This is a genomic window from Aerococcus tenax, from assembly GCF_003286645.3.
GTDB classification, from domain to species: domain Bacteria; phylum Bacillota; class Bacilli; order Lactobacillales; family Aerococcaceae; genus Aerococcus; species Aerococcus tenax.
In genome coordinates this window covers 705,858-732,616 of record NZ_CP127382.2, presented here as the reverse complement: position 1 = coordinate 732,616, position 26,759 = coordinate 705,858, and the positions used below count along the sequence as shown (strand labels likewise).

At 40.1% G+C, this 26,759-nt stretch carries 23 protein-coding genes and 1 riboswitch; of the genes, 2 read left to right on the top strand and 21 right to left on the bottom strand.

The features are described from left to right. Positions 1-2 precede the first annotated feature (2 nt). The 6 genes from der to DBT50_RS03345 all read right to left on the bottom strand — a co-directional run bounded on the left by der (position 3) and on the right by DBT50_RS03345 (position 6,848). The gene (der, locus tag DBT50_RS03370; RefSeq protein ID WP_111852757.1) at positions 3-1,313 is read right to left on the bottom strand and encodes a ribosome biogenesis GTPase Der; all 1,311 of its coding nucleotides are present in this window, start codon (positions 1,311-1,313) and stop codon (positions 3-5) included. A 90-nt stretch (positions 1,314-1,403) separates the two neighbouring features. Next, the gene (gene rpsA, locus DBT50_RS03365; protein ID WP_013668927.1) at positions 1,404-2,726 is read right to left on the bottom strand and encodes a 30S ribosomal protein S1; all 1,323 of its coding nucleotides are present in this window, start codon (positions 2,724-2,726) and stop codon (positions 1,404-1,406) included. Between the two features lie 132 nt (positions 2,727-2,858). Beyond that, positions 2,859-3,533 carry a (d)CMP kinase gene (cmk, locus tag DBT50_RS03360; RefSeq protein ID WP_111852758.1) on the bottom strand — a complete coding sequence of 225 codons (675 nt, stop codon included), beginning with the start codon at positions 3,531-3,533 and terminating at the stop codon, positions 2,859-2,861. A gap of 31 nt (positions 3,534-3,564) precedes the next feature. Then, the gene (locus tag DBT50_RS03355; protein ID WP_181566148.1) at positions 3,565-4,293 is read right to left on the bottom strand and encodes a LysM peptidoglycan-binding domain-containing protein; all 729 of its coding nucleotides are present in this window, start codon (positions 4,291-4,293) and stop codon (positions 3,565-3,567) included. A gap of 78 nt (positions 4,294-4,371) precedes the next feature. Next, positions 4,372-5,850 carry a RecQ family ATP-dependent DNA helicase gene (locus tag DBT50_RS03350; protein ID WP_111852760.1) on the bottom strand — a complete coding sequence of 493 codons (1,479 nt, stop codon included), beginning with the start codon at positions 5,848-5,850 and terminating at the stop codon, positions 4,372-4,374. Then, the gene (locus DBT50_RS03345; protein WP_181566149.1) at positions 5,844-6,848 is read right to left on the bottom strand and encodes a helix-turn-helix domain-containing protein; all 1,005 of its coding nucleotides are present in this window, start codon (positions 6,846-6,848) and stop codon (positions 5,844-5,846) included. Before DBT50_RS03345 ends, DBT50_RS03350 begins: the two co-directional genes overlap by 7 nt. A 433-nt stretch (positions 6,849-7,281) precedes the next feature. Between DBT50_RS03345 and DBT50_RS03340 the strand changes: the two genes are divergently transcribed. Next, positions 7,282-8,724: a helix-turn-helix domain-containing protein gene (locus DBT50_RS03340; protein ID WP_111853479.1), complete on the top strand. Its 1,443-nt coding sequence runs from the start codon at positions 7,282-7,284 to the stop codon at positions 8,722-8,724. 92 nt (positions 8,725-8,816) lie between these two features. On the opposite strand, the gene tnpC is transcribed toward DBT50_RS03340, so the two are convergent. From tnpC to DBT50_RS03300, 8 genes are all read right to left on the bottom strand, one after another. Then, positions 8,817-10,454: an IS66 family transposase gene (tnpC, locus tag DBT50_RS03335; protein ID WP_181566155.1), complete on the bottom strand. Its 1,638-nt coding sequence runs from the start codon at positions 10,452-10,454 to the stop codon at positions 8,817-8,819. Between the two features lie 56 nt (positions 10,455-10,510). Further along, the gene (tnpB, locus tag DBT50_RS03330) at positions 10,511-10,861 is read right to left on the bottom strand and encodes an IS66 family insertion sequence element accessory protein TnpB (RefSeq protein WP_111852809.1); all 351 of its coding nucleotides are present in this window, start codon (positions 10,859-10,861) and stop codon (positions 10,511-10,513) included. Positions 10,862-11,188: 327 nt separating this feature from the next. Continuing rightward, entirely contained in the window at positions 11,189-11,779 is a 591-nt protein-coding gene (locus DBT50_RS03325; RefSeq protein ID WP_111851662.1) for an ECF transporter S component, read from the bottom strand. 108 nt (positions 11,780-11,887) lie between these two features. Next, positions 11,888-12,006, bottom strand: a riboswitch (FMN riboswitch). A 55-nt stretch (positions 12,007-12,061) separates the two neighbouring features. Further along, on the bottom strand, positions 12,062-12,784 hold the full coding sequence (locus DBT50_RS03320) for a pseudouridine synthase (protein WP_060778060.1): 723 nt from the start codon (positions 12,782-12,784) through the stop codon (positions 12,062-12,064). After that, positions 12,784-13,344, bottom strand: a complete 561-nt coding sequence (gene scpB / locus DBT50_RS03315) for an SMC-Scp complex subunit ScpB (protein ID WP_060778059.1) — start codon at positions 13,342-13,344, stop codon at positions 12,784-12,786. Before scpB ends, DBT50_RS03320 begins: the two co-directional genes overlap by 1 nt. Then, positions 13,341-14,111 (bottom strand): segregation and condensation protein A, encoded by a 771-nt coding sequence (locus tag DBT50_RS03310; protein WP_111851663.1) that lies wholly within the window; start codon positions 14,109-14,111, stop codon positions 13,341-13,343. The genes scpB and DBT50_RS03310 overlap by 4 nt, the downstream gene beginning before the upstream one ends. Further along, complete coding sequence (locus tag DBT50_RS03305) at positions 14,108-14,512, bottom strand: reductase (RefSeq protein ID WP_111851664.1); 405 nt, start codon at positions 14,510-14,512, stop codon at positions 14,108-14,110. The genes DBT50_RS03310 and DBT50_RS03305 overlap by 4 nt, the downstream gene beginning before the upstream one ends. Positions 14,513-14,640: 128 nt before the next feature. Further along, positions 14,641-15,372 carry an NAD-dependent protein deacylase gene (locus tag DBT50_RS03300; RefSeq protein WP_111851665.1) on the bottom strand — a complete coding sequence of 244 codons (732 nt, stop codon included), beginning with the start codon at positions 15,370-15,372 and terminating at the stop codon, positions 14,641-14,643. A gap of 134 nt (positions 15,373-15,506) precedes the next feature. On the opposite strand from DBT50_RS03300, the gene DBT50_RS03295 reads away from it, so the two are divergent. Next, positions 15,507-16,313 carry an FxLYD domain-containing protein gene (locus tag DBT50_RS03295; protein ID WP_111851666.1) on the top strand — a complete coding sequence of 269 codons (807 nt, stop codon included), beginning with the start codon at positions 15,507-15,509 and terminating at the stop codon, positions 16,311-16,313. A gap of 118 nt (positions 16,314-16,431) precedes the next feature. Here DBT50_RS03295 and xerD read toward each other — a convergent pair whose 3' ends face one another. The 7 genes from xerD to ruvB all read right to left on the bottom strand — a co-directional run bounded on the left by xerD (position 16,432) and on the right by ruvB (position 26,757). Further along, positions 16,432-17,331 carry a site-specific tyrosine recombinase XerD gene (xerD, locus tag DBT50_RS03290; protein ID WP_181566033.1) on the bottom strand — a complete coding sequence of 300 codons (900 nt, stop codon included), beginning with the start codon at positions 17,329-17,331 and terminating at the stop codon, positions 16,432-16,434. Positions 17,332-17,335: 4 nt separating this feature from the next. Beyond that, positions 17,336-18,205 carry a CvfB family protein gene (locus DBT50_RS03285; protein WP_111851667.1) on the bottom strand — a complete coding sequence of 290 codons (870 nt, stop codon included), beginning with the start codon at positions 18,203-18,205 and terminating at the stop codon, positions 17,336-17,338. 134 nt (positions 18,206-18,339) lie between these two features. Continuing rightward, positions 18,340-20,127 (bottom strand): pyruvate kinase, encoded by a 1,788-nt coding sequence (gene pyk, locus DBT50_RS03280; RefSeq protein ID WP_013668589.1) that lies wholly within the window; start codon positions 20,125-20,127, stop codon positions 18,340-18,342. 20 nt (positions 20,128-20,147) lie between these two features. Then, positions 20,148-21,134: a 6-phosphofructokinase gene (gene pfkA, locus DBT50_RS03275; protein ID WP_060778053.1), complete on the bottom strand. Its 987-nt coding sequence runs from the start codon at positions 21,132-21,134 to the stop codon at positions 20,148-20,150. Between the two features lie 89 nt (positions 21,135-21,223). Beyond that, a complete protein-coding gene (locus DBT50_RS03270; RefSeq protein WP_111851668.1) occupies positions 21,224-24,598 on the bottom strand; it encodes a DNA polymerase III subunit alpha in 3,375 nt (1,124 codons plus the stop codon). Between the two features lie 88 nt (positions 24,599-24,686). Then, positions 24,687-25,745, bottom strand: a complete 1,059-nt coding sequence (gene queA / locus DBT50_RS03265; protein ID WP_111851669.1) for a tRNA preQ1(34) S-adenosylmethionine ribosyltransferase-isomerase QueA — start codon at positions 25,743-25,745, stop codon at positions 24,687-24,689. Beyond that, positions 25,720-26,757 carry a Holliday junction branch migration DNA helicase RuvB gene (gene ruvB / locus DBT50_RS03260; protein WP_111851670.1) on the bottom strand — a complete coding sequence of 346 codons (1,038 nt, stop codon included), beginning with the start codon at positions 26,755-26,757 and terminating at the stop codon, positions 25,720-25,722. The genes queA and ruvB overlap by 26 nt, the downstream gene beginning before the upstream one ends. Between the last annotated feature and the right edge of the window lie 2 nt (positions 26,758-26,759).

Here is a 26,759-nt window from a genome sequence, read left to right as displayed (position 1 = left end):
TTTTACCGCCGATTTCTGCTAATGATATGCAGGGGCGTTCCGCTAAAATCAAAGGCTTGCCGAATTTGGTTAGCCAGGAAGCGCTCATAAGAAAAATGCATAAGATCAGTGTCGTTGACCATCACGACAAAGGTCGGTGGCCCTACACTCACCTGAGTCATATAGTAAACCCGTAACTTTTTCCCTTTATCTGAAGGCGCTGGATTAATGCGGATAGCATCCGCCAAAACTTGATTAAGTAGGGAGGATTGAATCCGACGGTTAAAGTTTTCATGAACTTGGATAATAAGATCTGGAATCTTATCTAAACGCTGCTTACTTTTCGCAGAGACAAAAAGGATAGGGGCATAGGATAGGAATTGGAATTGAGCGCGGATATTATCTTCAAATTCCTTCATGGTGTGGCTGTCCTTTTTTAGAGCGTCCCATTTGTTAACTAGGATAATAATTCCCTTCCCTGCCTCATGAGCGTAGCCAGCTACGGTTTTATCTTGATCACGGATCCCTTCTTCGGCATTCAGGACCAGCAAGACAACAGATGCCTGTTCAATCGCAGACATCGACCGCATGACACTATATTTCTCAGTTGATTCAGAGACTCTCCCTTTTCGGCGAATCCCTGCAGTGTCAATAATTTTAAAACTGCGCTCCTTATATGAAAAGTAAGTATCCACTGCATCTCGGGTGGTGCCAGCAATATCAGAAACAATCACACGGTTCTCACCCAAAATCGCATTTACTAAGGAAGATTTTCCCACATTTGGCCGTCCAATTAAGGCAAAAGAAATCGTTTCCTCATCTTCGCTATCCTCATCTTCTAAAGGAAAGAGACGGTAGATTTCTGCCAAGAGATCTCCGATTCCTAGGCCGTGTGCACCTGAAATTGGATAGGGATCATTAAGGCCTAGTCGGTAAAAATCGTAAATTTCTGCTTGTAATTCGGGGTTATCCACCTTATTTACCGCTAAGAGGACAGGTTTATCAGACTTTTGCAGTAGACGGGCGATCATTTCATCCGTTTCTGTAACCCCATCAACTACACTAGTCATCATAATAATTAAATCAGCCTCTTCCACTGCAATTTCTGCTTGCAGGCGGATTTGTTCGACAAAGGGTTCGTCGTTAAATTCAATCCCCCCAGTGTCAATTAAACGTAGCTTCCGCCCCAGCCACTCTCCTTGGGCATAGACACGGTCACGGGTTACTCCAGGAACATCTTCAACGATGCTGATTCTTTGCCCGGCGATCCGGTTAAAAATTGTCGATTTTCCCACATTAGGTCGTCCGACAATGGCGATATTTAAGGTTTTCATCCATAGTCCCCTCCTTCTAGGCGAATAAATATTCCAATCGGATTAAACAAAAATAGGGCCGGGATAGCTCCCAGCCCTTATTAATCTTTACTAATCTTCTGAAGAATCGTCAAGATTTAAGTCTTTTAGTTGGTCACCTAAAAGATCAGCGAATGAGAAGCCTGTGTCTTCGTCATTGCTACTTTGAGATGCTTGTGAACGTTTTGCTTGAGCCGGTTTGTTACGACGGTTATTTGCTTGGCTCTTACGTTCGCGACGTGGAGCTCTTTGTTCGTCTTTGTCAGACTCAGAACGTTCTGGAGCTTCTTCAAGCGCTTTGATTGATAAAGATAGACGGTGTTCTTCTGGATTTACATCAAGAACTTTGACTTTAATATCTTGGCCTTCTTCAAGTTTATCCGAAGGATGGTTGACATGTTCATGAGAAATTTGTGAAATGTGAACTAAACCTTCAACGCCAGGGAAGACTTCGACGAAAGCACCAAAGTCTACGATTCGGCGTACCACACCATCAAGTTCAGCGCCTTTAGGAGCTTTTTCTTCAATATCTTCCCAAGGACTTGGAGTAGCTGCCTTAGTAGATAAGGAGATACGATCACGGTCTTCATCGATTGACAAGATCTTCACCTTAACAGTTTGGCCAACTTCTAATTCATCAGAAGGATGGTTAACATGGTGGTGAGCAATTTGTGAAATGTGAACTAAACCATCGATACCACCGAGGTCAACAAAAGCACCAAAGTTAGCTAAGCGAGCGACAGTTCCTTCAACAACTTCGCCTTCTTCAAATTGTGCTAATTTTTCGGCACGTTCAGCTTCAGCTTGTTCACGAGCAATTTCTTTATGGGAAAGAATTAAACGGTTTTCTTGAGGATTAATTTCCACAATTTTCACTTCTAATTCTTTGCCTTTATATGGTGTGAAGTCACGTACAAAGTGATCTTCAACCATAGAAGCTGGGATGAAACCACGAACGCCAGCATCAACCACTAAACCGCCCTTAACAACTTTTGTTACTGGAACAGTAATGGTTTCTTCATTTTCAGCTTTTTCTTCTAATTCTTTCCAAACTTTCTTTTGTTCTAAACGACGACGAGAAAGTAAGAAAGTTCCGTTTTCTTTATCTTTAATGTGTTTTACAACCACTAATTCGAGAGTATCACCAACATTAGCGATTTCAGTGACATCGTCAACATGGGAAGATGACAATTCACGGAAAGGTACGACCCCTTCAACACCAGCGCCTTCAATACCAACAATTAATTGATTGTTTTCATCAATGGTTAATACTTCTCCTGTTACCGTATCACCAATTTTCACTTCTTTTGTTTCTGCAAGCATATCCTCCATAGAAGGCATTTCTTCATTTGCCTCTACTTCGTTATTTGCTTGTTGTTCAAACTCATTTGTCATAAACTTATATCCTCTCCTGTAAATAAAAGTACTAACCATCGACACTTTGGTCAATGAATACCCTTCGATTATAACATGTTAATTTAAATAAGACAAATTTCTTAAAGCTTTTTTTAGATTTATCTTATTTATTTATTCTTTTTCCTCAATTAGACTCAATATCTTTTCTTCAACCTGGTCTAAATTCAAATCAGAACTATCAATAACAATAGCATCCCCAGCTGCTTTTAAGGGGCTATTTTCACGATGGGCATCGTAGTAATCACGAGCTTCAATTGCCTCAGTTAATTCTTCAATTGTTTGTTCAGATAGTCCTTTAGCCTGATTTTCTAAGAATCGTCTCTTCGCTCTAACTGCTGCTGAAGCGGTGAGAAAAACCTTAAGATCAGCATCAGGCAATACCACGGTTCCAATATCACGACCATCCATCACTAAGCCAGCATGGTTTCTAGCCCAACTTTGTTGCCGTTCAACCATAGCCTGGCGAACTCGGTCGATTGCAGAGTAGGCAGAAACCGCTTGGGTAACATGGTCTTGGCGGATTGCCTTAGTCACATCCCGTCCATTAAGGAAGATCTTTTGGCCTTCAGAGTCCGTCTCAAATTGAATATCGATGCTTTCTAATAGGTCATTAAGTGCTGGTGAATTTTCAGCTTCAATCTGTCCTTTTAAGGCCAGGAGAGTTACACAGCGGTACATGGCACCCGTATCCAAGTAAACATAGTTTAAACGTTCAGCCAATCGTTTAGCGATGGTACTCTTTCCCGAAGAAGCGGGGCCGTCAATAGCAATGTTAATTTTTTTCATTTTCTACTCCTCAATTACTCAACCTTCGCGCCTATTGGTAGACCCGAAGAACCGTACCCGGTGCGATCGGTGAATTGGCATGTAAGCCGTTTAATTCCAGTAATTGATTCAGAGTCATTCCATGGTTAACTGCTATCCGATAAAGGTTATCTCCAGCAGAAACTTGATAACTTCCTACATTTTGATTTTGATTGGTATTTTGTTGATTTTGGTTTCGACTCGCTTGTTGACGGGATTGCTCTTGGGCAGCTGCTTGTTGTTGGGATTGTTGAACGGCTTGGGATTGTTCAGCTGCTTGACGGGCTTCCTGGGCAGCTTGTTGAGAAGCTTGAGCCGCTTGTTGGCTTTCTTCTTGTTTTTTACTTTCTTCTGCTTGTTTTGATTCCTCCGCCTTCTTGCTTTCTTCTTCGGCTTGTTTTTGGGAATCATTTTCAGACTTAGACACCATCACTTGGTCCACATTCATGCTTTCTGGTTGTTTTTGTTGGTTGCCGTAAATAATATAGGCTGCATAAGGGATCAAAATAAACAAGAGTCCTAGAGCAATCAAAACCTTGACCGTTGGGGATACACCCTTTTCCTTTTTATTTCTGGAAGACCGTGAATATTGACGGTTCTTCAAATTTTCGTACTCATCGGCCGAACTCGTCTCTGGTCCTGCTTCAACTTCCTCTTCTAAGTTAGCCTTTTCTTCCTCAACTGCTGGCTCTTCTTTTTTCCATTTATTTTTAAACTGATTCCAATTGTCCTTGAATGCCATGATTATTCCTCCTTTATTACTAGAAAATTGTAGCATTTATTAGGCAAAATGTCAGTATTTTCCTTAGTTAAACCATTCCTAACTAGGAAATAAGACATTAAGTCGCGCCCGCCAATCCTTCAACACTTTTTCTTTGGGATTCACCAAGCGCTTAGGGGCCAAGGTCAGATATTCCTTAAAAGTTGCCGTATCTTCAAAGTCAGCCTGACAATGCGAGCAACAAAAGCGATTAGTACTTATCCTTTCCTTGGAAAAATGACTTAGCAAGTAACGACGATAACAGCTCTTTAAGATGAGGTATTGGATCATTTGTTCGATTTCATTTTTCTTTATTCTTTGATAGTTTTGAAAGTCCTTCTGAATCTGGTCCTTATCCTGCGGTGAATAATTATAGTAAAAATAAGTGATTAAATTTTGGATTTGCTCCTCAAGTGCTAAGAAAGTCTGACTTTGCAAAAAATCAGCCCGCTTGTAAGCCTGTTTTAATCCTTGATAAAAAGGCAAAGCTTGAGCGTCAATTTGCTCTTTAAAATAATTTAAACGGCTAATTTCTTGGGGATTAGAATAAAGTAATACCAAAGCTTCTTGGCCGTCACGACCACATCGGCCACTCTCTTGCAGATAGTCAGCTAATGATTGCGGAGCATGATAGTGAATAACAAAACGTACATTGGCCTGGTTAATCCCCATGCCAAAAGCAGATGTGGCTAAAATCGCGTCAAGATGTCCCTTTTGAAATTGCTCTTGGACTTGCAAGCGCTCCTCACTAGTCTTGTCAGCATGGTAGCTGGCGAGCTTTAGCTGGCCGCTCGCTTTTAAATTTTGGTAAAGTTCTTCCAACTCCATTTTATTGTGGACATAAATGATTCCCGGCTTCGGTAAGGTCTCAAGCAAGGAATTAAGATGGTGAAACTTGTCCTTTTCATTAAACTTCAATTGACCATAGAACAAATTAGGCCGGTCTAAGGGGCATTGGACTTGCTGATAGCTTTCACGCTCATCAAACAAATGCTGGGCAATCTCTGTTACTGTATTTTGACTAGCGCTACCGCTCAGGGCTAAGGTCAAAGGATGATTTAGGGCTTGGCGAAATTGTTTGAGGGCACTGTACTCCGGCCGAAAATCATAGCCCCATTGAGAAATACAGTGCGCTTCATCAATGACCATCAGTTGGATAGCAATTTGTCTTAAGCGCCGTAAGACTGCGGGTTGGGAGAGCATTTCTGGTGACATAATAATAAATTGAAAGTCATGGAGATGATGAAGTAACCAGTTTTTTTCTTGTTTACTTAATTGACTAGTTATTGCCACACTTGCTTTAAAACCTAGTGCCTGCAGCTGACTAACTTGGTCTTCCATCAATGCCAACAAAGGGGAGATAAGCAAAATGGGACCGGGATTTAAATACTGGTAGATCTGATAAATCAATGACTTGCCGCCAGCAGTGGGTAAAATACCAATCGTGTTTTCTCGTTTCTGTAAGTGGAGTAAAATTTCCTTTTGCCCAGGGCGAAAAGACTGGTAACCAAAGTGAGTCGCTAAGAGATCTTCTAACATCTTACTTGCTCCTTTCTGGCCTCTTTCACTTGCATCATTTGATAATAACGGTAAAGCCAATAAGGCGCTTTAGGAAAAGCTTTCTGAAAACTTTCAAAGTGATTATAAGCAAGCGACCAATCAATCTTCTTTAAATCTGCGCCGAACAAGTCACTGGCTTCCTGGGCTAAAACTTCTGGTCGAGAAAGCATAATGTCCACATAATGATCAGCTATGGTAGAAACTTTTAAATGGCGGTTTTTAGCAATTTTTTCTAATGAATAGCCCTGTTTAATATAGCGATAGCTCACATTAGCAGAATCTGACCAAGGAGGATAGGGGGCAATAAAGCTTTCAAAAAAGCTTTTTAAGAGGGGGTAAGTATCCGCTGATAGCACTGTGATCATGAGGCGGTCAATTAAACTACTATAGTACAAATGGCATTGGTCTAAAGTAAAATGATAACGACTTGCTAATTCTTCATAAGTCAGTGCTGGCAGGTCAACATAACCGATCCGTGCCAATAACATATCGGCTTGCTCCAGTGGCCAAGCAGCTAAAATGGCTTCTAATTCCTGCCCTAGTATAGTCGCTAACTCCTTTTTACGATACTTTTTTTGCGTCCAAGCAAAGAAGCACTTGACCTGGTATTGAATTTGAGCACTTTGAGTAAGGGGTTGGTAGCTTTTTTCACCATGGCTAGCATTAGCTAGAGCTTGAAAGAATAAGAGTAGACTAGTCTGTATAGCCTGGTGGTTAGTTTTTGGAAATAGCCCCTGCCGGTATTTTAGACCAGCCAGTAAAGTTTGCATATCAGTCTCTGGCTCATGATCAACCTGGTCTAACTTTTTCCAGCTTAACTTGGATAATTGAGGACATAAGTTAAATAAGAATAAGAGCTGGTGATTATAGGCGTAGAACAAGCTAGAGGGTGTGCGTTTACCAATAAGAATCTGATAAAGTGTATTTTGATTCAAGTCTGCTGTGCCTTTCTTGACTTCAGCTAAGAGTTCTAACATCTTTTTCCCCCTCATTGTCTATTTTCACATTCATTATAGCGAAGACCTACGGAAAAGGGAAAAGAAGAGGCAGATGAAAGGCCAATCGAAATAAAGTCTATTAATTTTATCTATTTAACTCACCATTACTGATCAATACGACTTTGTAATTCTTACTAAGTTTGATCTCAATAATTTAGCCTTTATTTAATTTTTGGGATAGCTATCCCAAGGATTGTATATTAAAAATCAAATTCTTATGTTTTAATGTAATAAGACTATTTGTTTTTACGCATCAAGACTGCATGTGTATCATAACTGTTTTTCTAAAAAGCCAACCCACTATTTAAAAAGACATTTACTATCAACATGATTGAGATTAAAAACAAAAAGGACGACTGGATAATTTTCCAAGTCGTCTTTAATTTTTCTTACAGAAGGGAGTAATATTTAAATGGATACATCAACAGACCAAACAATGGCCAAGCTACTGAGTAAATTAGACCAGCGGCGCTTAAATATTATCAAATACCTCATTAGCAGTGACCAAGAAATGGTGGCCATCAAAGAATTAAAGAACCGTTTTAATTGTTCATCACAGACAATAATTTCTGACTTAAAGCAACTCATTCTAATTTTTCCTGACAAACTACAGTTTGAAATGAAATATAAATACATCAAATTAGTTGCTTCTACTCCGCCTCAGGTTAATGCGTTTTATCCTTACTTTTTTAACAATAGTATTTATTTCATTTTAATACGGACCATTTTCAGTCAAAAAATTTACTATATTTCTTATATGTGTGAAAAGTTATTCGTTAGTCGGTCTACTCTTTATCGCATCATTGATTCCATTAACCAATTTTTTACCAGTTATTATCCAAGTATCAGTCTCACCATGAACCCCTTTACTATTGAGGGGCCCGAACGTGAGGTAAGGAAATTTTATTACGATTTTTTTGAATTTGGTTACCAGTTAACCCAATGGCCTTTTAATGAGGTGAGTCATCAGGACATTAACAAAATCTCCCTCTACTTAAGGCACTCCATGCCTAGCCTAGGACTTTATAGTAGTCACCCCATGTTCCCCATTATTCTTGCCATCAATTTAATTCGTTATAAGCATAAAGACCTGGTCCAAGACAGTTACTTACCAAGGGACCTATCGAGCTTACAAGAATCCTTAACCGCCACAAAAGCCCAATTTATTATCTTTGATATCGAGTATCGCCTAAAGGTATCCATCAATTCTGAAGCCGTCCGTCAACTCTTAGTCGGTCTAGCACCACACACCACCTACTTATCTATCCAAGCCTTACAGGAAGAAATTCGTTCTTCAAATGATCATTCTCAAGCCGTCGCTAACTTCTTTAAAGAATTGGATCAACTAACGACCAGCCAGCAATTAAGTCCTTTAGACCAAGATAAGAAGGATTTGTTGCTTTTATTACTCTATAATTGCTGCCAGGATAAGCTCGATTTAAAGGAAAATGAAAATTATTCTAAGATACAGTTGACTGCTTTAGAAATCAGTAATTTAAAGGAAAAATGGGAACTCATCCTTCCCGGCTTTAACGCCCGTCTACAGCCAATCCTAGAAAGTTTTCAATCCTATTTCAGTAAAGGGCTAATGGCCAAACGTACGGCTATTATGTTTTCTTATGTCTATTCATTTTATCCCTTAACTATCAATCATTTTTATAAGGACTATAAACGCCTAAATATCGCGGTTTATACCGGTCGTTCTTACTCTACTGGAGAAATCTGTGGAAAACTCCACCTGTTTTTTGGCTCATTAATTGAGGTCACCCCCATCACAGATACTTACTTTATGGAAGACTTAGACCATTCAAGGATTGATATTTTATTAACCACCTACCCCTTATTTAATCTGTAAGCGTCAAATAGGAGAATAGAATTCAAAAAATCTTGATAAGCTAGCGAAGAGTTCTTAAGTACTCTGTATGCTAAACTTATCAAGATTTTTTGTTATTTAAGTAATTCTCTTTTTAATTTTTTTCGACAGATCGCTTGGATAGCGGGATGCCAGGGAAGATAATCTTCAAGCACTTTTTCACTTAGATGCTTTTCATTCGGCATGGCACTTAATAAGAAAGTGAGATATTTTTCAGGATCAAGGCCGTTGGCCTTAGCAGTTTCAATGATCGATAGAATAATTCCAGAATACTGAGCACCTTTAAAAGAGGTAGAAAATAACCAATTTTTTCTACCTATTACGAGTGCTTTTATGCCACGCTCTGCCCGGTTATTGCTCATTTCAACCGCACCATTTTCCAAAAATGCTTTAAAATAAGCTTCATATTTTAAGGCATAGGCGATGGCTGTTACTAATTTTCCTCCAGCAGTAGATGATTCCTCACGAAGGCGTTCGAAAAAGTGGTCAATTTTCACTTTTAAAATTTTCTGGCGTTTATCTAAACGTTCGGTTATCGATAAATCTTGCCATTTCTTTTCTAAAGTGAAAAATTGGTCACATTGTTTTACTGCCCATGAGCTGAGGAATTGACCTTGATATTTTTTAGGTGGTAAGGCATCATAAAACTTTCGTCTTAAATGCGCCCAACAGCCAGCAATAGTCACTCTATTTATTTTTGGATAGACATGCCACATATCGCAATGAATCACACCCTCATATTCAGCCATTCCCTTGGGAAGGTCATTAAAGCCTCGCCCAGGAGAATGGTGGTAGAGATAGATTTGTTGCTGAGTTTCTCGAGAAGAGCACGTTAACCAGTAATAGGTCTTTTCTTTCTCATGCTCAATGACCTTATAACTCGTTTCATCCATATGGATGACTGGCTGTTTGATTAGCTTTCCAGAAAGCAGTCGATAAAGAGGCTCAAAGTAATATTCTGCTGCTTTTTCATGCCAATTAATGAGCGTTTGACGAGAGAGCGGTAAGCCCATCTTTTCCCATTCACCTTCCTGGCGGTAAGCAGGAATTTTCAGCTCATATTTTTGTTGAAGTGAGTGAGAGACAAGACCTGCGGTCGCATAGCTCCCATTAAAGACAGGTTTTGGAACATCCGCACTGATCACCATTTCTTTCCCCGCTTTTTCTGAACAATTCGTACATTTATAGCTATGCTGAATAACATTCTCACAACGAATTTCCGCAGGAACGTAGCGTAACTGTTGGCGAATCTTCTTTTGGCCAATTTCTGCCATTTCTTGTTGACATCCAGAGCAATTGCGATCTTCACCTTCTAAGGTGTAATGAAGATCATAATCAGGAAAATTGTCAAGAATTACTTGTTTACGACCTTTTGGTCGTTTTTTGCGACGATAACTAATCGTTTCAAAAGTTTCATCCTCTTTTTCACTGATCAAATCACTAGCATCGACTTCGAAAAGACTTAGCTGATTATTATCCACTAAGTTTTCTTTCGAACGACCATAGAGCTTTTTCTTCAAATAGTGAATCAATTCATCTTGATGAGCAATCGTTACTTCTTTATTTTTTAGTAGTTTATTCTGATGATTTAATTCATTCTGTTTATTGTCGATGGATGACTGCTGACTGTCGATGACACGTTTTTGATGATTGATCATTTTCTTCAATACTTTAATTTCTTCAAGTAATTGCTGTTCTCTATTTGAAGCCATAGTCATCCTCCTTACTGTTTTTCCTATTTTACCAATTGTTTTGGAAAATGAAAATTTCAATAAAACTTTTTCTTTTGTGTTTTTCTTACAGAACTTTCGATAGAAAAACCATCGAGTAACCATTGCCACTGTTGCTTTGAAATCTGTTTCAATTCTCTATGAGTCTTAGGCCATTGCATTTTACCATCTTCAAATCGTTTGTAGAATAGCCAAAAGCCACTGCCATCCCAATAGAGTGCTTTAAAACGATCATTGCGGGTTCCACAAAATAAAAATAATGACTGACTGAACGGATCCATTTTAAATTCTTCCTGAACAATAGTTGTTAGCGAATCAATTCCTTTCCTTAAATCAGTTTTGCCGTAGGCAATGTAAATATGATGAAGGTCATCCATATTAATAATCATATAAAAACCCTCCTAACTATTAGAAGTATAGTTTGGAGGGCTTACATTTTATAGCCGTGTTTCTATTTGACGCTTACTTTAATCTTAAGGGCATAACCATTCATACAATAAAGGATGATCTAACGACTGAAGATTTAGGTTGGATTTACCAAATGATTAACCAACTCAAATTTTCTTAAAGTCCAGGAAGAAGAATGCCATCTTCACAGCACGAAACATATAAAAACACCAGCTTAAAGAGCCAAGCAGTATTAGCTTCTCATTAAGCTGGTGTCTTTTTTATTTCAATGGCAAGGGATTTACCTAGCGAATAATAACTGCCCTGAACTAAACTAAACGCCGCTTAGCCACAGGTAAGGCAGCCGATAAAACAATAAAGTTAGCTATCGAAATAATCAGACCCTTGAGTAAATTAAAAGGAACTATGCCATAAAGAATATATTCCTGCATGTTAGGAATTTCGAAATTCATCACAGCCATATAGAAGGGAGTAATAACATAGTAGTTAGCCAAGGAAAGGACAAAGGTCATTAATACGCTACCGATTGCAAAAGCAAAGCAGACTTTGACATAGTACTTAGCTCTTTCAACTTGTTTGCTCAAACGAAGGTCATAATTACGTAAAATATAGTAAATTGGCAAGCAATAAGAAAGAGTAGCTATGAAAGAAGCCATATCTCCGATTGGGTAACCTGCATTGCCACCTGTTTGCATATAGTGTAAAAAGTTCCGTACAAAAGCAGCCCCTGCTCCACTCCATGGTCCAAACAAAAAGGTGGTGAATAGGATCGGTACATCAGAAAAATCGACCTTTAAGAAAGGTATAGCAGGCAATATCGGAAAAGAAAACATCATAAGGATAAAGGCAATAGCCCCCATAACTGCGGTAACAATTAACTGACGTGTACTTGTTTTCATAACAATTTCCCCTTTCTTCTTCTCAGTCAGGGTTAATTGTTATTTCTTGAAAATAAAAAATTCCTTTCACCGAAAGTCTTCAATGAAAAGAATTAATTAGTAAGTATTTACTATCTTCTCCCATTCTGACTTTACAGTCGGTACTAGAATTTCACTAGTTCTATCAGCTCACTGATTCGCGGACTATCACCGCCGATCGGGAATCTAACCCTGCCCCGAAGATTTCATTTATTTAATTTTACAAATAAATTATAACCCCATTATAGGAGAAATGCAAGCGTTTTATTTTTGTAAGGCATATTGTTTTAAACGCTCAACTTCAGCTTTTAATAATGGCCGGTATTCACCCACTCCTAGACCTTCAGTCGTTAAAAAGCCATAGCGTTCGCGGTTCAAACGTTTTACGGGATGGCCAACTGCTTCAAGCATCTTACGGACTTGACGATTACGTCCTTCATGAATTGTCAGCTCAACGGTTGCATTTTCCTTAGCAGCCTTATTTTTCCGAATGCGTGCCCTAGCCTTAGCGGTTTTCTGCCCGTCTATCACTAGACCTTCTTCTAAGCGCTTAAGAGCATCGGGACTAGGATAGCCCTTTACCTTAGCCACGTAGACCTTATCAATTTCGTAACGAGGATGCATTAATAAATTAGCAAATTCCCCATCATTGGTTAAAAGTAAGACTCCAGTCGTATGATAATCTAAACGCCCGATAGGATAAATACGTTGGGGGATCTCTTTAAAATAATCAACCACTACTTTTCTGCCCTTATCATCAGCAACAGAAGAAATGACCCCATCCGGCTTATTAAATAAGTAGTAAACGGGTTCTTCTTTATATATAGGCACCTGGTCAACTTCAACGAGGTCCTTCTTGGTGACCTTAGTGCCGAGTTCAGTAACCACCTGGCCGTTGACCTGCACCCGGCCAGCAAGGATTAATTTTTCGGCATCACGTCTCGAAGCCACACCAGCATGGGCAATGACCTTTTGTAATCTTTCCATTATTTATCTCCTTCTTCATCAAATAAGCCCTTATCTTCCTCATCTTCAGGTAAAAGCGATGATATATCAGGGAGGTCAGCTATTGAATTCAATCCAAAATATTGATAAAAATAATTAGTTACTTGGTAAAGAATCGGACGTCCAGGTCCCTCTTTTCGCCCTGCTTCTTCAATCAAGTCATGCAATAAGAGGCGTTTAATCATGGCTTGCGATTGAACTCCCCTGATTTCATCAATTTCTAATCGGGTAATTGGGCCTTGGTAGGCAATCACTGCCAAGGTTTCCAAGGCTTGTTGGGACAGCTTCAAAGCAAAAGGACTGACTGCATATTTTTGGATTAAGTCAGCATAGATCTTTTGAGTCAGTAATTGATAGCGCCCCCCTAGACATACTAATTCTAGCCCCCGCTGACTATCAGTTTTTAATTTTTTGTCTAAGTTCCATAAACTATACTGGACCTTTTCTTTAGAAAGATCTAAAAGATTAGCTAGTTCCTCTAGGCTAAGGCCTTCCTCACCAGCAACGAATAATAAACTTTCGCAAGCACCCTCAATGGTCAATCCCCATCATCCTTCTTTTGTATGCTTATATCTGCAGCAATCTGATCTTGCTGGATAAGTAATTTTCCTTGTTTAACTAATTGTAACAGAGCCAGAAAATAAGTCACCACTTTCTCTCTGTTAGGCTGATTCGAACTCAGCAAAGAAAAAAAGGACAAGTGGTCTGACTCTTGGTCCAAGGCTTCTTCGATACTCGTAATTGCCTCATTAATAGTAAAAGTTTCCCCTTTTACAGTTCTTTCAAGTGGTTGTTCCTGCTTCAAGCGTAAAAACATTTTTTTAAAGGCCAATAAGAGGTCTTCACTGCTTACTTCGTTTTCAGGTAAAGGCACAACGGCTTGTAAATCCGAGAGGTCACTGGCCTCTTTAGAGTAACTCAAAGACCGGTCAGCTTGTTTTTCTTCTAAGATCGCTGAGACAGCCTTATATTGCTTATAGGTTAGTAATTGTTGGACCAAATCGGCTCGTGGATCGTCTTCCTCTTCTTTTTCCATAGCTTTTTTGGGTAAGAGTAATTTAGTCTTAATTTCAATTAAACTGGCCGCCATAATCAAGTAGTCACTGGCTAGTTCCAAGTCCCTTTTTTGGTGGCGGTGAATTGTTTCTAAATATTGGTTGGTGATATCAACAATGGGAATGTCAAAAATATCAACTTCCATCTGCTTAATTAAGTGCAAAAGCAAATCTAGCGGCCCCTCAAAAGCCGCTAGATCGATGTGTAATTCATCATTAGAAGTTTCAGTGTTTTCTTGCTTAGTTTTATTCATAAACCTTCCCCATCGTGATGAATAATATGTGGCATGGTACGTTGCTCATGTAAGGCCCATCCTTTTAAGATATCAGACATAGCTAGTGAGCCGCTAATGGTATACATAGGAAATTCCTGGGTTAAAGCAGTCAGCATGGCATAGGTAATCTCCTGTTGGTCAAAAGAAGGATTAACTGAGCTATAACGTGCTAATACTAATTCTTTTTCCTCATCTTGGTCAAAACCAATAATACCGACAATATTATCGGTTTCTTCATCACGCCATAAATAGAGTTGACGTCTACCTGTTTTTATACGCTTCATTTCTGCCATCAAGTCATCCATAGACTTATAGGCATCTAGATAAGATAACAAACCCATAACTACTTTCTCATAATTTGAAATGTATGGAATTAGCATAACTCACCTAACCTCTCTTAAAGATTCTATGGTTCATAGACTATCACAAACGCCCCAAAAAGAAAATACTCACTTTTCTAAGCAAATATCCAATACCATAAAAATAGAAAACTTTTTGAAAAAACATCTTAAATATCTAATGCCTTAAATACTTTGGTTAAGGAATCCTCAAAGACCAACGTATCTTTTCTATCCACTTGAATCTTTGTTTTATTAATGACTGCTAAATAAGAGCCATTAAAATAATCAATTAAACCAGCGGCAGGATAGACTCTTAAAGAAGTCCCAGCAACGATCATCAAGTCCGCTTGCTCAATGGCTCTAACCGCCCCTAATATCTCTTTTTGATCGAGTGCTTCTTCGTAAAGAACGACATTAGGACGTACGATGGCCTGGTCAAAGCTGCATCGTGGGATCCCTTGCACATCTTTTTCTAAGTCTTCTGTCCGATAGTGTCGTTTACATTTTAGACAGTAATTATCCCAGACATTGCCATGCAATTCATAGACTTTTTGACTTCCCGCCTCTTGGTGAAGACCATCGATATTTTGAGTGACAATGGCAACTTCTTTCCCCTTAGCTTCTAAATCAGCTAAATAGCGGTGACAGGCATTGGGTTTAGCATCTGGATAAACTAAATGATCAAAGTAATAGTCAAAAAATATTTGGGGATATTTCTCAAAGAAAGAATGTGAAATAATTTCTTCTGCACTGACCTGATATCCCGAATCTTGCATAAATAAACCATCCGCAGAACGAAAATCAGGAATGCCACTTGCTGTGGATACTCCTGCTCCTCCAAAGAAGACGATCCGATCACTTTCATAAATCATATTTTTTAAAGTTTCGATCTTATTCATTACCAGCCCTCCTATAGTTCTATTGTATCAAAGTTTAGCATGATCTTCGAATGGCTTTTCCTTTCAATTCTTTTCTATGCCTATTAAAGTAATGATATAATAATATCAACTTAAATGTAGAAAGGACCAATTTAATGAAGCCATTCAAGAAAATCATTGCCTTGGCCTGCCTCTGTGCGACCTTATTCTTTCTAAGTGCTTGCTCTTCGCAAAACAAAACCGATGACCTATTTTTTAGTGATCTCTTTACCAACTGGCAAAAGAAACAGGAAGCAGCTAGCCAAGTCGATAAAAATAGTGACAATGCAGGTAGTCAAGCCCTCATCAATTCCTTCAATACTGAGTGGGAGGAAATGAAAAAGTATCAAGACCAAAGCTTTAAAGATAAAGATTTAGAAAATAAGGTGAAGAACTACTTAAATGAATTAAAAGCTTGTGTGGATGCTTTGAACCAAGAGCCAGCTACCATCGATAGTCAGACTGCTTTTAATGATCATTACCGGAAACGAATTGATATCCTGAAAGACTTATCCCAAGATTCACGCTTTATCATTCAAGCAGAAGCTTTGGAAGAAATTGACGCAGATAAAAATTCCAAAGCCCTTGAAGATGCTAAAGAAAATCTTGACTTCCGTAAAGCAGCCTATTCTCAACTTGAAGAGGATTTAAATAATTTACAGTTCACTGTTGACCAAGCGGCAAGTACTGACCAAAGCATTGTCATGACGGGGACATTAACTAACCATGCCAAAGCTGACTTGGTGAATTTGGGGATAACCTTTAAATTTGTCGATGCTGACCAAAAAGAGTTAGCTTCTGATACTTGGAAGACTGACCGGCTCAAACAAGGTGAAAGTCAAACTGTAACCATTAAGAATACCGCTCCTCAAGCAGCTCACATTCAAATCGAATTGAATGACGGCCTGTCTATTGAAAAATAATATCAATCTAAGAAGATAAATAAATGCTGATAAGGTCTGTTTCGGATACTTAGCGAAGACATCTTAAAAGAGTCATCACTACAGAAAGAGGTTGGAACATAACTTCCAACCTCTTTTTCTATGCTCTCGGAAAAGTTTTTTTATAAATTTCGCGCATATGTTGCGAATGGATGTGGGTATAAATTTGCGTGGTAGAAATGTCAGCATGCCCCAGAAGTTCTTGAACCACTCTTAAGTCTGCCCCATTTTCCAATAAGTGGGTTGCAAATGAGTGCCGCAAGGTATGGGGGCTGACTTCTTTTCTTATCCCAGCAGCTTGGATATATTGCTTGAGCTTCTTCCAAACCCCTTGCCGACTAAGGGGACGTCCGTGATGGTTCAAATAAATCATCCCTTGAGATTGATCATTTTCTCCCAAGAGTTTGAGGCGGCTCTTTTTGAGATAAGTCTGTAGCCAATCTTTGGCAACTTCTCCTAGAGGAATGATGCGCTCCTTGTTGCCCTTACCAACCGTTTGGAGAAAGCCGAGATCTTCGTGAAAATCACTAATTTTTAAATGGACCAATTCGCTTACCCGCAGCCCACTCGCGTAAAGTAACTCTAATAAACTACGATCTCGCAAGCCAAGAGTCGAATTGACGTCCGGCATTTCTAACAAACGATCAACTTCTTCAACACTTAGCACTTGAGGGAGCTGCTGCTTCTTCTTAGGCAAGGAGATATTTTCCACTGGGTTCTCTTCAATCACAGAGTCTAAAATCAAATATTTAAAGAAGTGACGTAAGGTCGATAAATATTGACTCATAGTTGAGACTGCCCGACCCTTTTGGTTTAACTTTTCCAGCTGTTGGATAATATCCTGGCGTTTAACGGCTTGAATATCCTCTATCCCCGCTTCAGACAAAATCATTTGAAATTGTTTCAAGACATTGTGGTAAGTTTTAATGGTATTTTCCGAAAGGCCTTGTTCTACCCGTAAAGCAATTAAAAAATCCTCAATCAAATCATTGATAGTCAAAAAATCACTTATCCTTTAAAGTTATCCCATCTTCATTTTGTTCAATTCGCTGAGTTTTCATCAGGTGGCCCAAGGCACGTTTAAATTGAGCCTTGGAAATATTAAAGGCTGCTCGAATCGCATTGGGGTCACTCTTATCGTTATAAGGCAAAAAGCCCTCAGGAGTACGTTTTAAGACTTGATAAATCATTTCGGCATCATCATTGATTACTTCGAAAGCACGTGGCTTTAGGGATAAGTTCAGATTCCCATTTTGTCCGATACCAATAACCCGAGCTTCCACCTCTTCTCCTAGGCGAGGCTCTCCTTCCCATTCACTGGGGTGAATAAAAGCCAAGTAGTAATCCTCTGTGATTAAGTGGCTCCCATTCAATTTACACTGGTAGACCCGGGCTTTTTTGACTTGATTAATCCAACGCTTTTCATTTCCCTTAACTTTACTGGTTAAAGACTGGACAACCACAGAATCGGCAAGATTAGCCCATTGCCGGTCCTTACGATCTACGGATAATTTCACATAAAGCTTATCGCCCTTTTTAGGCCAAAGCCCTGTTTCACTGGGTAACTCATCCATAGACAAGACCATATCCTTATCTGGAAGGCCAATATCTAAAAAGACACCTAGATCATGGCGAACTTGGGTGACCTCAGCCCAGCCATAGGTATTTTGTCGACTCTTGGGAAAATCTAGAGTCGCTTTGGCTTGATTTTTTTGATTAGTATAGATAAACACTGGGATTTCTTGCCCAATATTCAGCGATTTTATCTTATCACTGGGGTTTAATTCAAAGGTCTTCCCCTCGAACTGGACATAATAATTCTTTGCATTATAGTCACTCACTCTAGCAGAGACTACACTAGCTAGTTCTTTCATTTACTGGTCTCCTTCATATCGATTTCTTTAAGTATAGCATAGACGCGGCCCACCCCAAATGAATTGCCAGAAGGCCTATGAGGAAAAATAAAAAAGCCAGTACCTTATAGGCACTGACTTCGTCTCGTTCAGGCTTAGATAGTCGTTGTGGCACCATCATAAACCATACCGCGACGTGCATCCAAGGTAATCAATTGGCCTTCTTCAAGAATGTTCGTCGCATCTTTAGCATTAACGATAACCGGTGTTCCGGTATTGACACTCATTACAGCAGCATGGCTAGTTAGGGTGGCATTTTCTACAATAACAGCCCCTGCCTTCTTAATGGCTTCATTATAGCGTTCATCAGTTGTAGAAACCACTAAGATGTTATCATGGTTAGCTTTTTCAATGGCTTCTTCTGGGCTTTGAGCTTTAACCACGTGTCCAATGACTGATTGATTTCCTAGCCCTTGAGCTTCAATCAAACGTTCACCGATCATTTGAATCTTCATCAAGTTGGTGGTTCCTGTTTCCCCAACCGGTACACCAGCTGTAATAAGGATAAGGTCGCCATCTTTAGCGTAGTCTTCTTCTTTAGCAATTTGGGTGGCAAGTAAGGTCATTTCATCGGTAGATGCTGGTTTTTCAATGACCATTGGAACCACACCACGGCTAAGTAATAACTTATGCGCACGACTTTCAGAGAAGGTAAGTGCTAAGATCATGGCATTAGGACGGTACTTAGAAATTAAACGAGCAGTATGACCTGAATTTGTTGCAGCAACGATGGTTTGAATATTCAAATTGCGAGCTGTATGGGCAACAGATTGGGCAATGGCTTCAGAAACATCACTGTTTTGATATTCTTTAAGGGCTTGTTGGGCTTGACCACGTAATTCGCTTTCACGTTCAGTAGTCATAGCGATACGGGTCATGGTCTTAACGGCTTCAAGTGGGTAGTCACCAGCAGCTGTTTCACCGGATAACATAATCGCATCAGTACCATCTAGAATGGCATTAGCAACGTCAGAAGCTTCAGCCCGGGTTGGACGTGGGTTACGTTGCATAGAATCTAACATTTGGGTAGCAGTAATAACTGGTTTACCAGCCGCATTACACTTACGGATTAATTCTTTTTGAACAACTGGCACCATTTCAGTTGGAATTTCTACCCCTAGGTCACCACGGGCAACCATTAAACCATCAGAAACTTGCAAAATACCGTCAATATTATCTACCCCTTCTTGGGTTTCAATTTTAGGGATAATTTGAACGGTTTCGTTCCCGGTTTCTTCTAAAATTTCGCGAATCTCTAAAACATCTTCTGGCTTACGAACAAAGGAAGCAGCGATAATGTCAATTCCATTTTCTAGACCAAAACGAATGTCGGCTTCATCTTTTTCAGTGATACCAGGTAGGGATACGGAAACGCCAGGAATATTAACCCCTTTCTTGTCTTTGATTAAACCACTATTTTCCACAACAGTGGTAACAATTCCCTTATCAAAGTCAATGTCAGTAACACGTAAATCAACTAAACCATCATCAATGAGAATATGAGAATCAACATGAACATCATTAATTAATTGAGGATAAGTGACTGAAATCATGTCTTGGGTTCCTTCAACTTCAGTCATAGAAATTTTAACGGTTTTACCCTTTTCTAAGAAAACCGGAGCATGGTCCTTCATGTTATGGGTACGAATTTCAGGGCCCTTGGTATCTAGCATAACCGCAATCCGTTTTCCAGCTTCACGTTCCACTTGGCGAATCGCTTTGATGCGGGCTAAGTGTTCATCGTGGTCACCGTGAGAAAAGTTCATCCGGGCAACGTCCATACCTGCTTTAGCCAGTTCGACTAGGGTTTCTGGATCTTCTGAAGCAGGTCCAATCGTACATACAACTTTGGTTTTCTTTAATAATTTCATATCAAATGGCATTTCATTTTCTCCTTTTATTTTTAAGACCAAACTGAGGTTTCTTGGTTAAGATCATAGAGATATTTATTGAGCGTATTACGTTTTTGACGGTCGTCTTTTTTCTCTAGAGCATTTTCAATATCGGTATAGACAATTTTATTATCTACAATCCCCATACATACTCCAGATTGACCCTTAGCTAAAGCTTCAACCGCTGCATGTCCTAAAGAAGTTGCTAACATACGGTCTTTAGCACTTGGTGATCCTCCACGTTGAACGTGTCCTAATACGGTAGTCCGAATATGGTAATTTCCATATTCATCCAGTAAATCAGCAAATTTATAGCCTGGCATAACCCCTTCAGCTAAAACAATGAGGGTATGCTTCTTACCCTTTTCACGTCCTTGATTAATTTGGTCAACGACCTCTTGGATATCAAAATTAATTTCTGGAATAATCACTTGGTCAGCACCACATCCAATGCCAGACCATAAGGCGATATCTCCGGCATGCCGCCCCATTACTTCAACCACAAAAGTCCGCATGTGACTTTTGGCGGTATCTCTTAACTTATCCAAAGCTTCTAGGGCAGTGTTACATGCCGTATCAAAACCGATGGTAAAGTCAGTACCAGGAATATCATTATCGATTGTTCCAGGAATACCAACCGTTGGGAAGCCACGTCGTGACAAGGCCAAAGCCCCTTGGTAGGACCCGTCTCCGCCAATGACAACCAAGCCGTCAATTTCATGACGTTTTAATTGTTCTAAGGCTTTGAGTTGGCCTTCTTCCTCTGCAAATTCAGGGTAGCGGGCTGTAAACAGAATCGTTCCGCCACGCGAAGATAGGGTGGAAACATCAGCAGCAGTCATTTGGAAAATATCTCCATCTGCTAAGCCACGGAATCCATAACGTACCCCATAAGCTTCGTTACCATCAAAAATGATCTTACGTACGATTGCGCGGATCGCAGCATTCATGCCGGGAGCATCGCCACCGCTTGTTAAGACCGCAATTTTTTTTGCCATATAAATCTTATCCTTTCTTTTCCCTTCACGTCATATAATATCATGTTTCTAAGCTGATTACTAAGGGTTTTCCTATTAAAACGATTTCATTAATAAAGAACATTCTCAGAGCCGTAAATTTTTCTTAATTCTTGAATGACTTCGGGGCGAGCTTGAACAGCAAAGCGCTCACCCAATTGATATTTTTTCTGTTCTTTGGCCATGGTGAAAGTTAATTTAACTCTGCCGTGATACTGGTTGATAAGAGCAAGGAGGTCTGCTTTTTTCTCACTAGCCAGCTGGCTACTTGCCACGCGAATGTTTATTGTTTGAATCGAGTTCAGCCGTTTCCTTTCCAATTCAGTGAGCAACTGATGATTTAAGGGTTGACACTGGTCTAAAACCACTTGCAAGCCCTGTTTCCTGGTCTGAGTCTTGCCTTGGACAAGGACTTGCTGGCCTTCCCTTATGTAGGCAGCAAAATCAATATAAGCTTTAGGAAAAGCAATCACCTCAACTTCACTATGCTCATCACGCAAAGTTAAGAAAGCCATGGGCTGGTTCTTTTTCGTTTGAATTCTTTTCACCTTGACAATTTCTCCAATAATCGTCACCTGACTTTTATCGCTTAACTTATTGATGGGTTGAATTTGACCATTTTGGTAGTAAGGACGGTAGTCACTGTATAATTCAACGCTAATGGACTGCCCTAGGGTTTCTTGCTCCCCCTCCAAAAGAAGACGATCATCATACTCATTCAATTGCTTAATTTCAGGAGCATAAAGCTCGCGATTCTCCTGATTGAACAAGGAAAGTTGCTGGTTGTTGCTTCCACCAAATAAGTTCACCGCTTCTAGTAACTTTGGCAAAGCCTCTTCTATTAAGGTGCGGCGATTATATCCAAAGCTGTCCAAAGCTCCTGCAAGCGCCAATTTTTCCAGATTGTCAGACTTTAAATAGTTTTTTGGCAGGCGTTGAATAAAGTCTCCCAATGACCGATACTGCCCCCCATTGAGCCGTTCCTGGACAATGGCTGTGGTAAAGTTTCGCATCAAGCCACGAATATCAGTAAGGCCGAGTAAAATATGCTGGTCATCAACTACCTGCATGGTGGTATAGGACCGGTTGACATCGGGGAGTTGGAGCTTAACCTGGCAAAGACTAGCCTCATAAGTTAATTGCTGACCCTTAGTCTCATAAATCTTATGTTGCAAGAGATTCCCATAGTAAAAGGCGGCCGGATAGTGAACCTTTAGCCAGGCCATCTCATAAGCTAAATAGGAATATGCATAAGCATGTGACTTATTAAATCCATAATCAGCAAAAGCTTCAATGTAGGAATAAATTTTTTGGGCAACGCTTTGGCTGTAGCCCTTAGCAACAGCTTGGCGGATAAATTTCGCCTGTAAGCGGTCCATGGTTGCCTTATCTTTCTTACTGATCGTCCGCCGTAAGATATCAGCTTCTCCCAAAGAAAATCCAGCAATTTTTTGGGCAACTTGCATGACTTGTTCCTGGTAGACAATAATGCCATAAGTTTCCTTCAAGATACCTTCTAAGTCCGGATGGGGGTAAGTAATCGGCTCCTTACCATGTTTACGATTGACAAAGTGATTAATTTGTTGCATGGGCCCTGGCCGGTAGAGAGCATTTACTGCCGCAAGGTCCGCCATTGAACTTGGCTTCACTCGCCTCAAGACACGGCGAATCCCATTAGATTCAAATTGAAAGACACCCAAGGTATTAGCTTGACTAAAGACACGATAGACCGATTGATCATTACGAGGAAAGTCTATCGGACGTAAGCGACTTTTGCTGATTTTTTCCGCTGCTCTGACACTATTGGCTAAAATCGTTAAGTTACTTAAACTCAAAAAGTCAATTTTTAATAAACCAATCCGCTCAATTTCATGCATGGTGTATTGGGACTGGTGAATGGAATGGTTAAGGGCAGCCTGTAAGGGGATAAAATCGGTCAAGTCTTGGTCACTGAGAATAACCCCTGCCGCATGGGTAGAGACGTGGCGTGGCAAGCCTTCAATCTTTTTAGCGGTCTGAAACCAGAGCTGGCCATCCTCCTCTTCTGCTATATATTGTTGGAGTTGGCTGGAACTTTGATAAGCTTCTTCAAGAGTCTGATTTTGCGAGCTAATGGTATTGGCCCAACGGCTCATGGTCGCTTGACTCTTATTAAAAGCATTACCAACGTCCCTGATGGCCTTGCGGGCAGCAAAGGTACCAAAGGTAGAAATTTGAGCCACGTGGTCACTACCATATTTGTGATAGACATAATTCAAAATATCCTGGCGCTTATCATCAGGAAAGTCCAAATCAATATCCGGCATCGACTGGCGTTCAGGATTAAGAAAACGCTCAAAAAGTAAATGATTTCTTATAGGGTCTACATCGGTAATAAAAAGACAATAAGCTACCAAGGAACCCGCAGCAGATCCTCGACCTGGTCCGGTCATAATATGCTTCTTATGAGCATAGTCCATCACGTCCCAAACAATGAGAAAATAATCATTGAAGCCCATTTGATCAATAATGGAAAGTTCGTAATCCAAGCGCTCTCGGTAGCTTTGCTCATTACCCACCCGCTTAGACAGACCTTGATAGGCTAAATCTTTGAGAAATTCCTTACTACTTTGCCCCGATTCAATAGGATATTTAGGCAAAAGCGCTTGGTCAAACTGAATGTCTAAATGAACCCCATCAAAAGCCTCTGACACTTGGTCAAAAGCCTTAGCTAGTCCCTTGTTTTGGTAGGATTCTTGATAAGACGCTAGACTCCTTAGAAAAAAATGCCCTTCTGCCCCTGCTTTTTCTCGGTAATTATCTAGGGGCTGATTGACTTCAATAGCAGCTAATACTTCCTGGGTAAAGACATCATTTTTTGACAAATAAGCCAACTTTGACTGGGCGATCAAGGGAATCTGACTTTTCTTAGCCAGGTCTTCCAAGGCTTCTTGATGGTAGAGATAAGATTCATCAACCCCCATATATAAGTCAGAAGCCTTGAAGATATCCCGTAATTTATCTAAGAAGGCAGCGGCCTCTTCTTGGCGCTGTTGCTTGAGAAAATGCATATGTGGGCCATTATTGGCTTCTAAAATAGTGATCCAATTGCGGTGGTTATTAAAGATAAAGTCTCTAACCGCCTGATAATCAATGGGCTCTTGGCTTTTAATTAAGGAACTTAAGCGCATAAGAGAGCGGTAACCTTGATCATTTTTAGCATAAATTAGCCACTCTTCTTGGTCATGCTGGTCAGAACGTTGAATTGAAACGGTCATTCCAATTAAGGGATTGATGTCATAATGCTTGCAATAATTATAAAAATCAATTACCCCATACATCACATTGACATCACTTATCGCTAAGTTTTGATAGTCTAAGGCTTTGGCCGCTTCGACATAATCCTTTACCGACATGGGACTCTTTAAAAGCGTATAGGATGTATTCACATTTAAGGGTGTAAACACGATAGACCAACTCCTTTTAACATGATAAAAACCATCAGTTTAACCAGCTTATTTACATATAGTCACCGCTTACTGATGGTAAAGACACTTATTTTTCTATGTATTGCGGGCCGCGGACAAACATGGCATCCCCAAAAGAAAAGAATTGATACTTCTCCTCGACCGCATGACGATAGGCGTTAAGCACATGGTCTCTTCCAGCAAAAGCAGCCACCAACATCACTAGGGTGGATTTAGGTAAATGGAAGTTGGTAATGAAATGGTCGACCACAGTAAACTTAAAACCTGGGTAAATGAAAATATCAGTCCAGCCAGAATCTGCTTTCACTTGGCCATCAAATTTTTGACCAATAGTCTCTAAAGTACGAATACAGGTTGTCCCGCAAGCAATGACATGGTGGCCATTTGCTTGGGCTTGACTTATCATTTCAGCATTTTCTGGATCTAAGCGATAAAATTCTGAATGCATTTGGTGGTCACTCAGATCTTCTTCATTCACTGGTCGAAAAGTTCCCAAACCGACATGGAGGGTCAGATAAGCAATCTTAACTCCTTTTTCCTGTAGGCTCTTTAGATAGTCCTCAGTAAAGTGTAAACCCGCAGTCGGGGCTGCTGCCGATCCATTCACTTTAGCATAAACTGTTTGGTAGCTGTCTGGATCAGTTAATTTGTTCTTAATGTAAGGTGGCAGAGGCATCTCTCCTAGACTCTCTAAAATCTCTAAGAAAATCCCATCATAATAAAATTCCAGCAGGCGACCACCACCATAGTCAAGTGTTTCTTTGATTTCAGCCTTGAGGCGACCATCGCCAAAGCTAAGCCTTGTGCCTGCTTTCAAGCGTCGTCCTGGTTTAACCAGGGTCTCCCAAAGATCGCCTTCGACATTGTTTAAGAGTAATACTTCAACGTGGCCACCTGTCGCTTCTTTTTCGCCGTAAAGACGGGCCGGTAAGACCCGAGTATTATTTAAGACTAAGACATCCCCTGGATCAAACTCCTCTTCAATAGCTGAAAACATCTTATCCTGGTAGTGGCCATCTCTAGCATTCAAACATAAAAGTCGACAGTTTAAGCGATCCTTAGTGGGACTTTGGGCAATGAGTTCTTCTGGTAAATCATAATCATAATCTGTCGTTTTTAAGGTCATCCTCGTTCTCCTCTTTATCAATTCCTAAATGTTGGTAAGCCTTAGCCGTGGCCATACGCCCTCTAGGGGTGCGTTGTAAAAAGCCCATTTGAATTAAATAAGGTTCATACATATCTTCAATGGTTTCTTTTTCTTCTGATAAATTAGCCGCAATAGTGGATAAACCTACCGGGCCACCTTGATAATAGAAAATAATAGTCTCTAAGATGCGTCGGTCAAGATCATCTAAACCAACCTTATCAATTTTTAAAATACTTAGGGCTCTTTCAGTGATTGCTAAATCAATAATTGCATTGGTATTATATATTTGAGCAAAGTCTCTGACTCGCTTCAATAAGCGGTTGGCAATCCGAGGGGTTCCACGCGACCGTAAGGCAATTTCATAACTTGCTTCATCTTCGATGGTTACCTCAAAGATTTGGCTACTCCGCTTAACGATTTCTTGTAATTCATCCACCTTATAATAGCGCATATGCTGGATGATACCGAAGCGATCCCTTAAGGGGGCAGACAAGCTCCCAGCCCTAGTCGTGGCTCCTACCAAGGTAAATGGAGGCAGATCAAATTGAACCGCGTGGGCTGAACTCTCTTGGCCAACAATAATATCAACACGAAAGTCCTCCATGGCACTGTAGAGCATTTCTTCGACATTGCGGGGCAGGCGGTGGATTTCATCGATAAATAAGACATCTCCAGGGGCCAGTTCGTTGAGTAAAATTAAAAGATCACCCGTTTTTTCAATGGCTGGACCGCTACTGGTCTGCATATTGACCTGCATTTCATTACTAATGACATTGGCTAAGGTGGTTTTTCCTAATCCCGGTGGGCCGTATAACAAGACATGGTCTAAGGATTCCGTTCGCTGTCTAGCAGCATGGATATAAACCGATAGTTCGTGCTTGGTTTCTTCCTGACCAATGTAGTCTTTGAGAAGTTGCGGTCTTAAGCTAGCCTCCATGTCTTCTTCTTCAAAAAATTCTTCCCCGCTTTGAAGCCTTTTTTCACTAGACATAC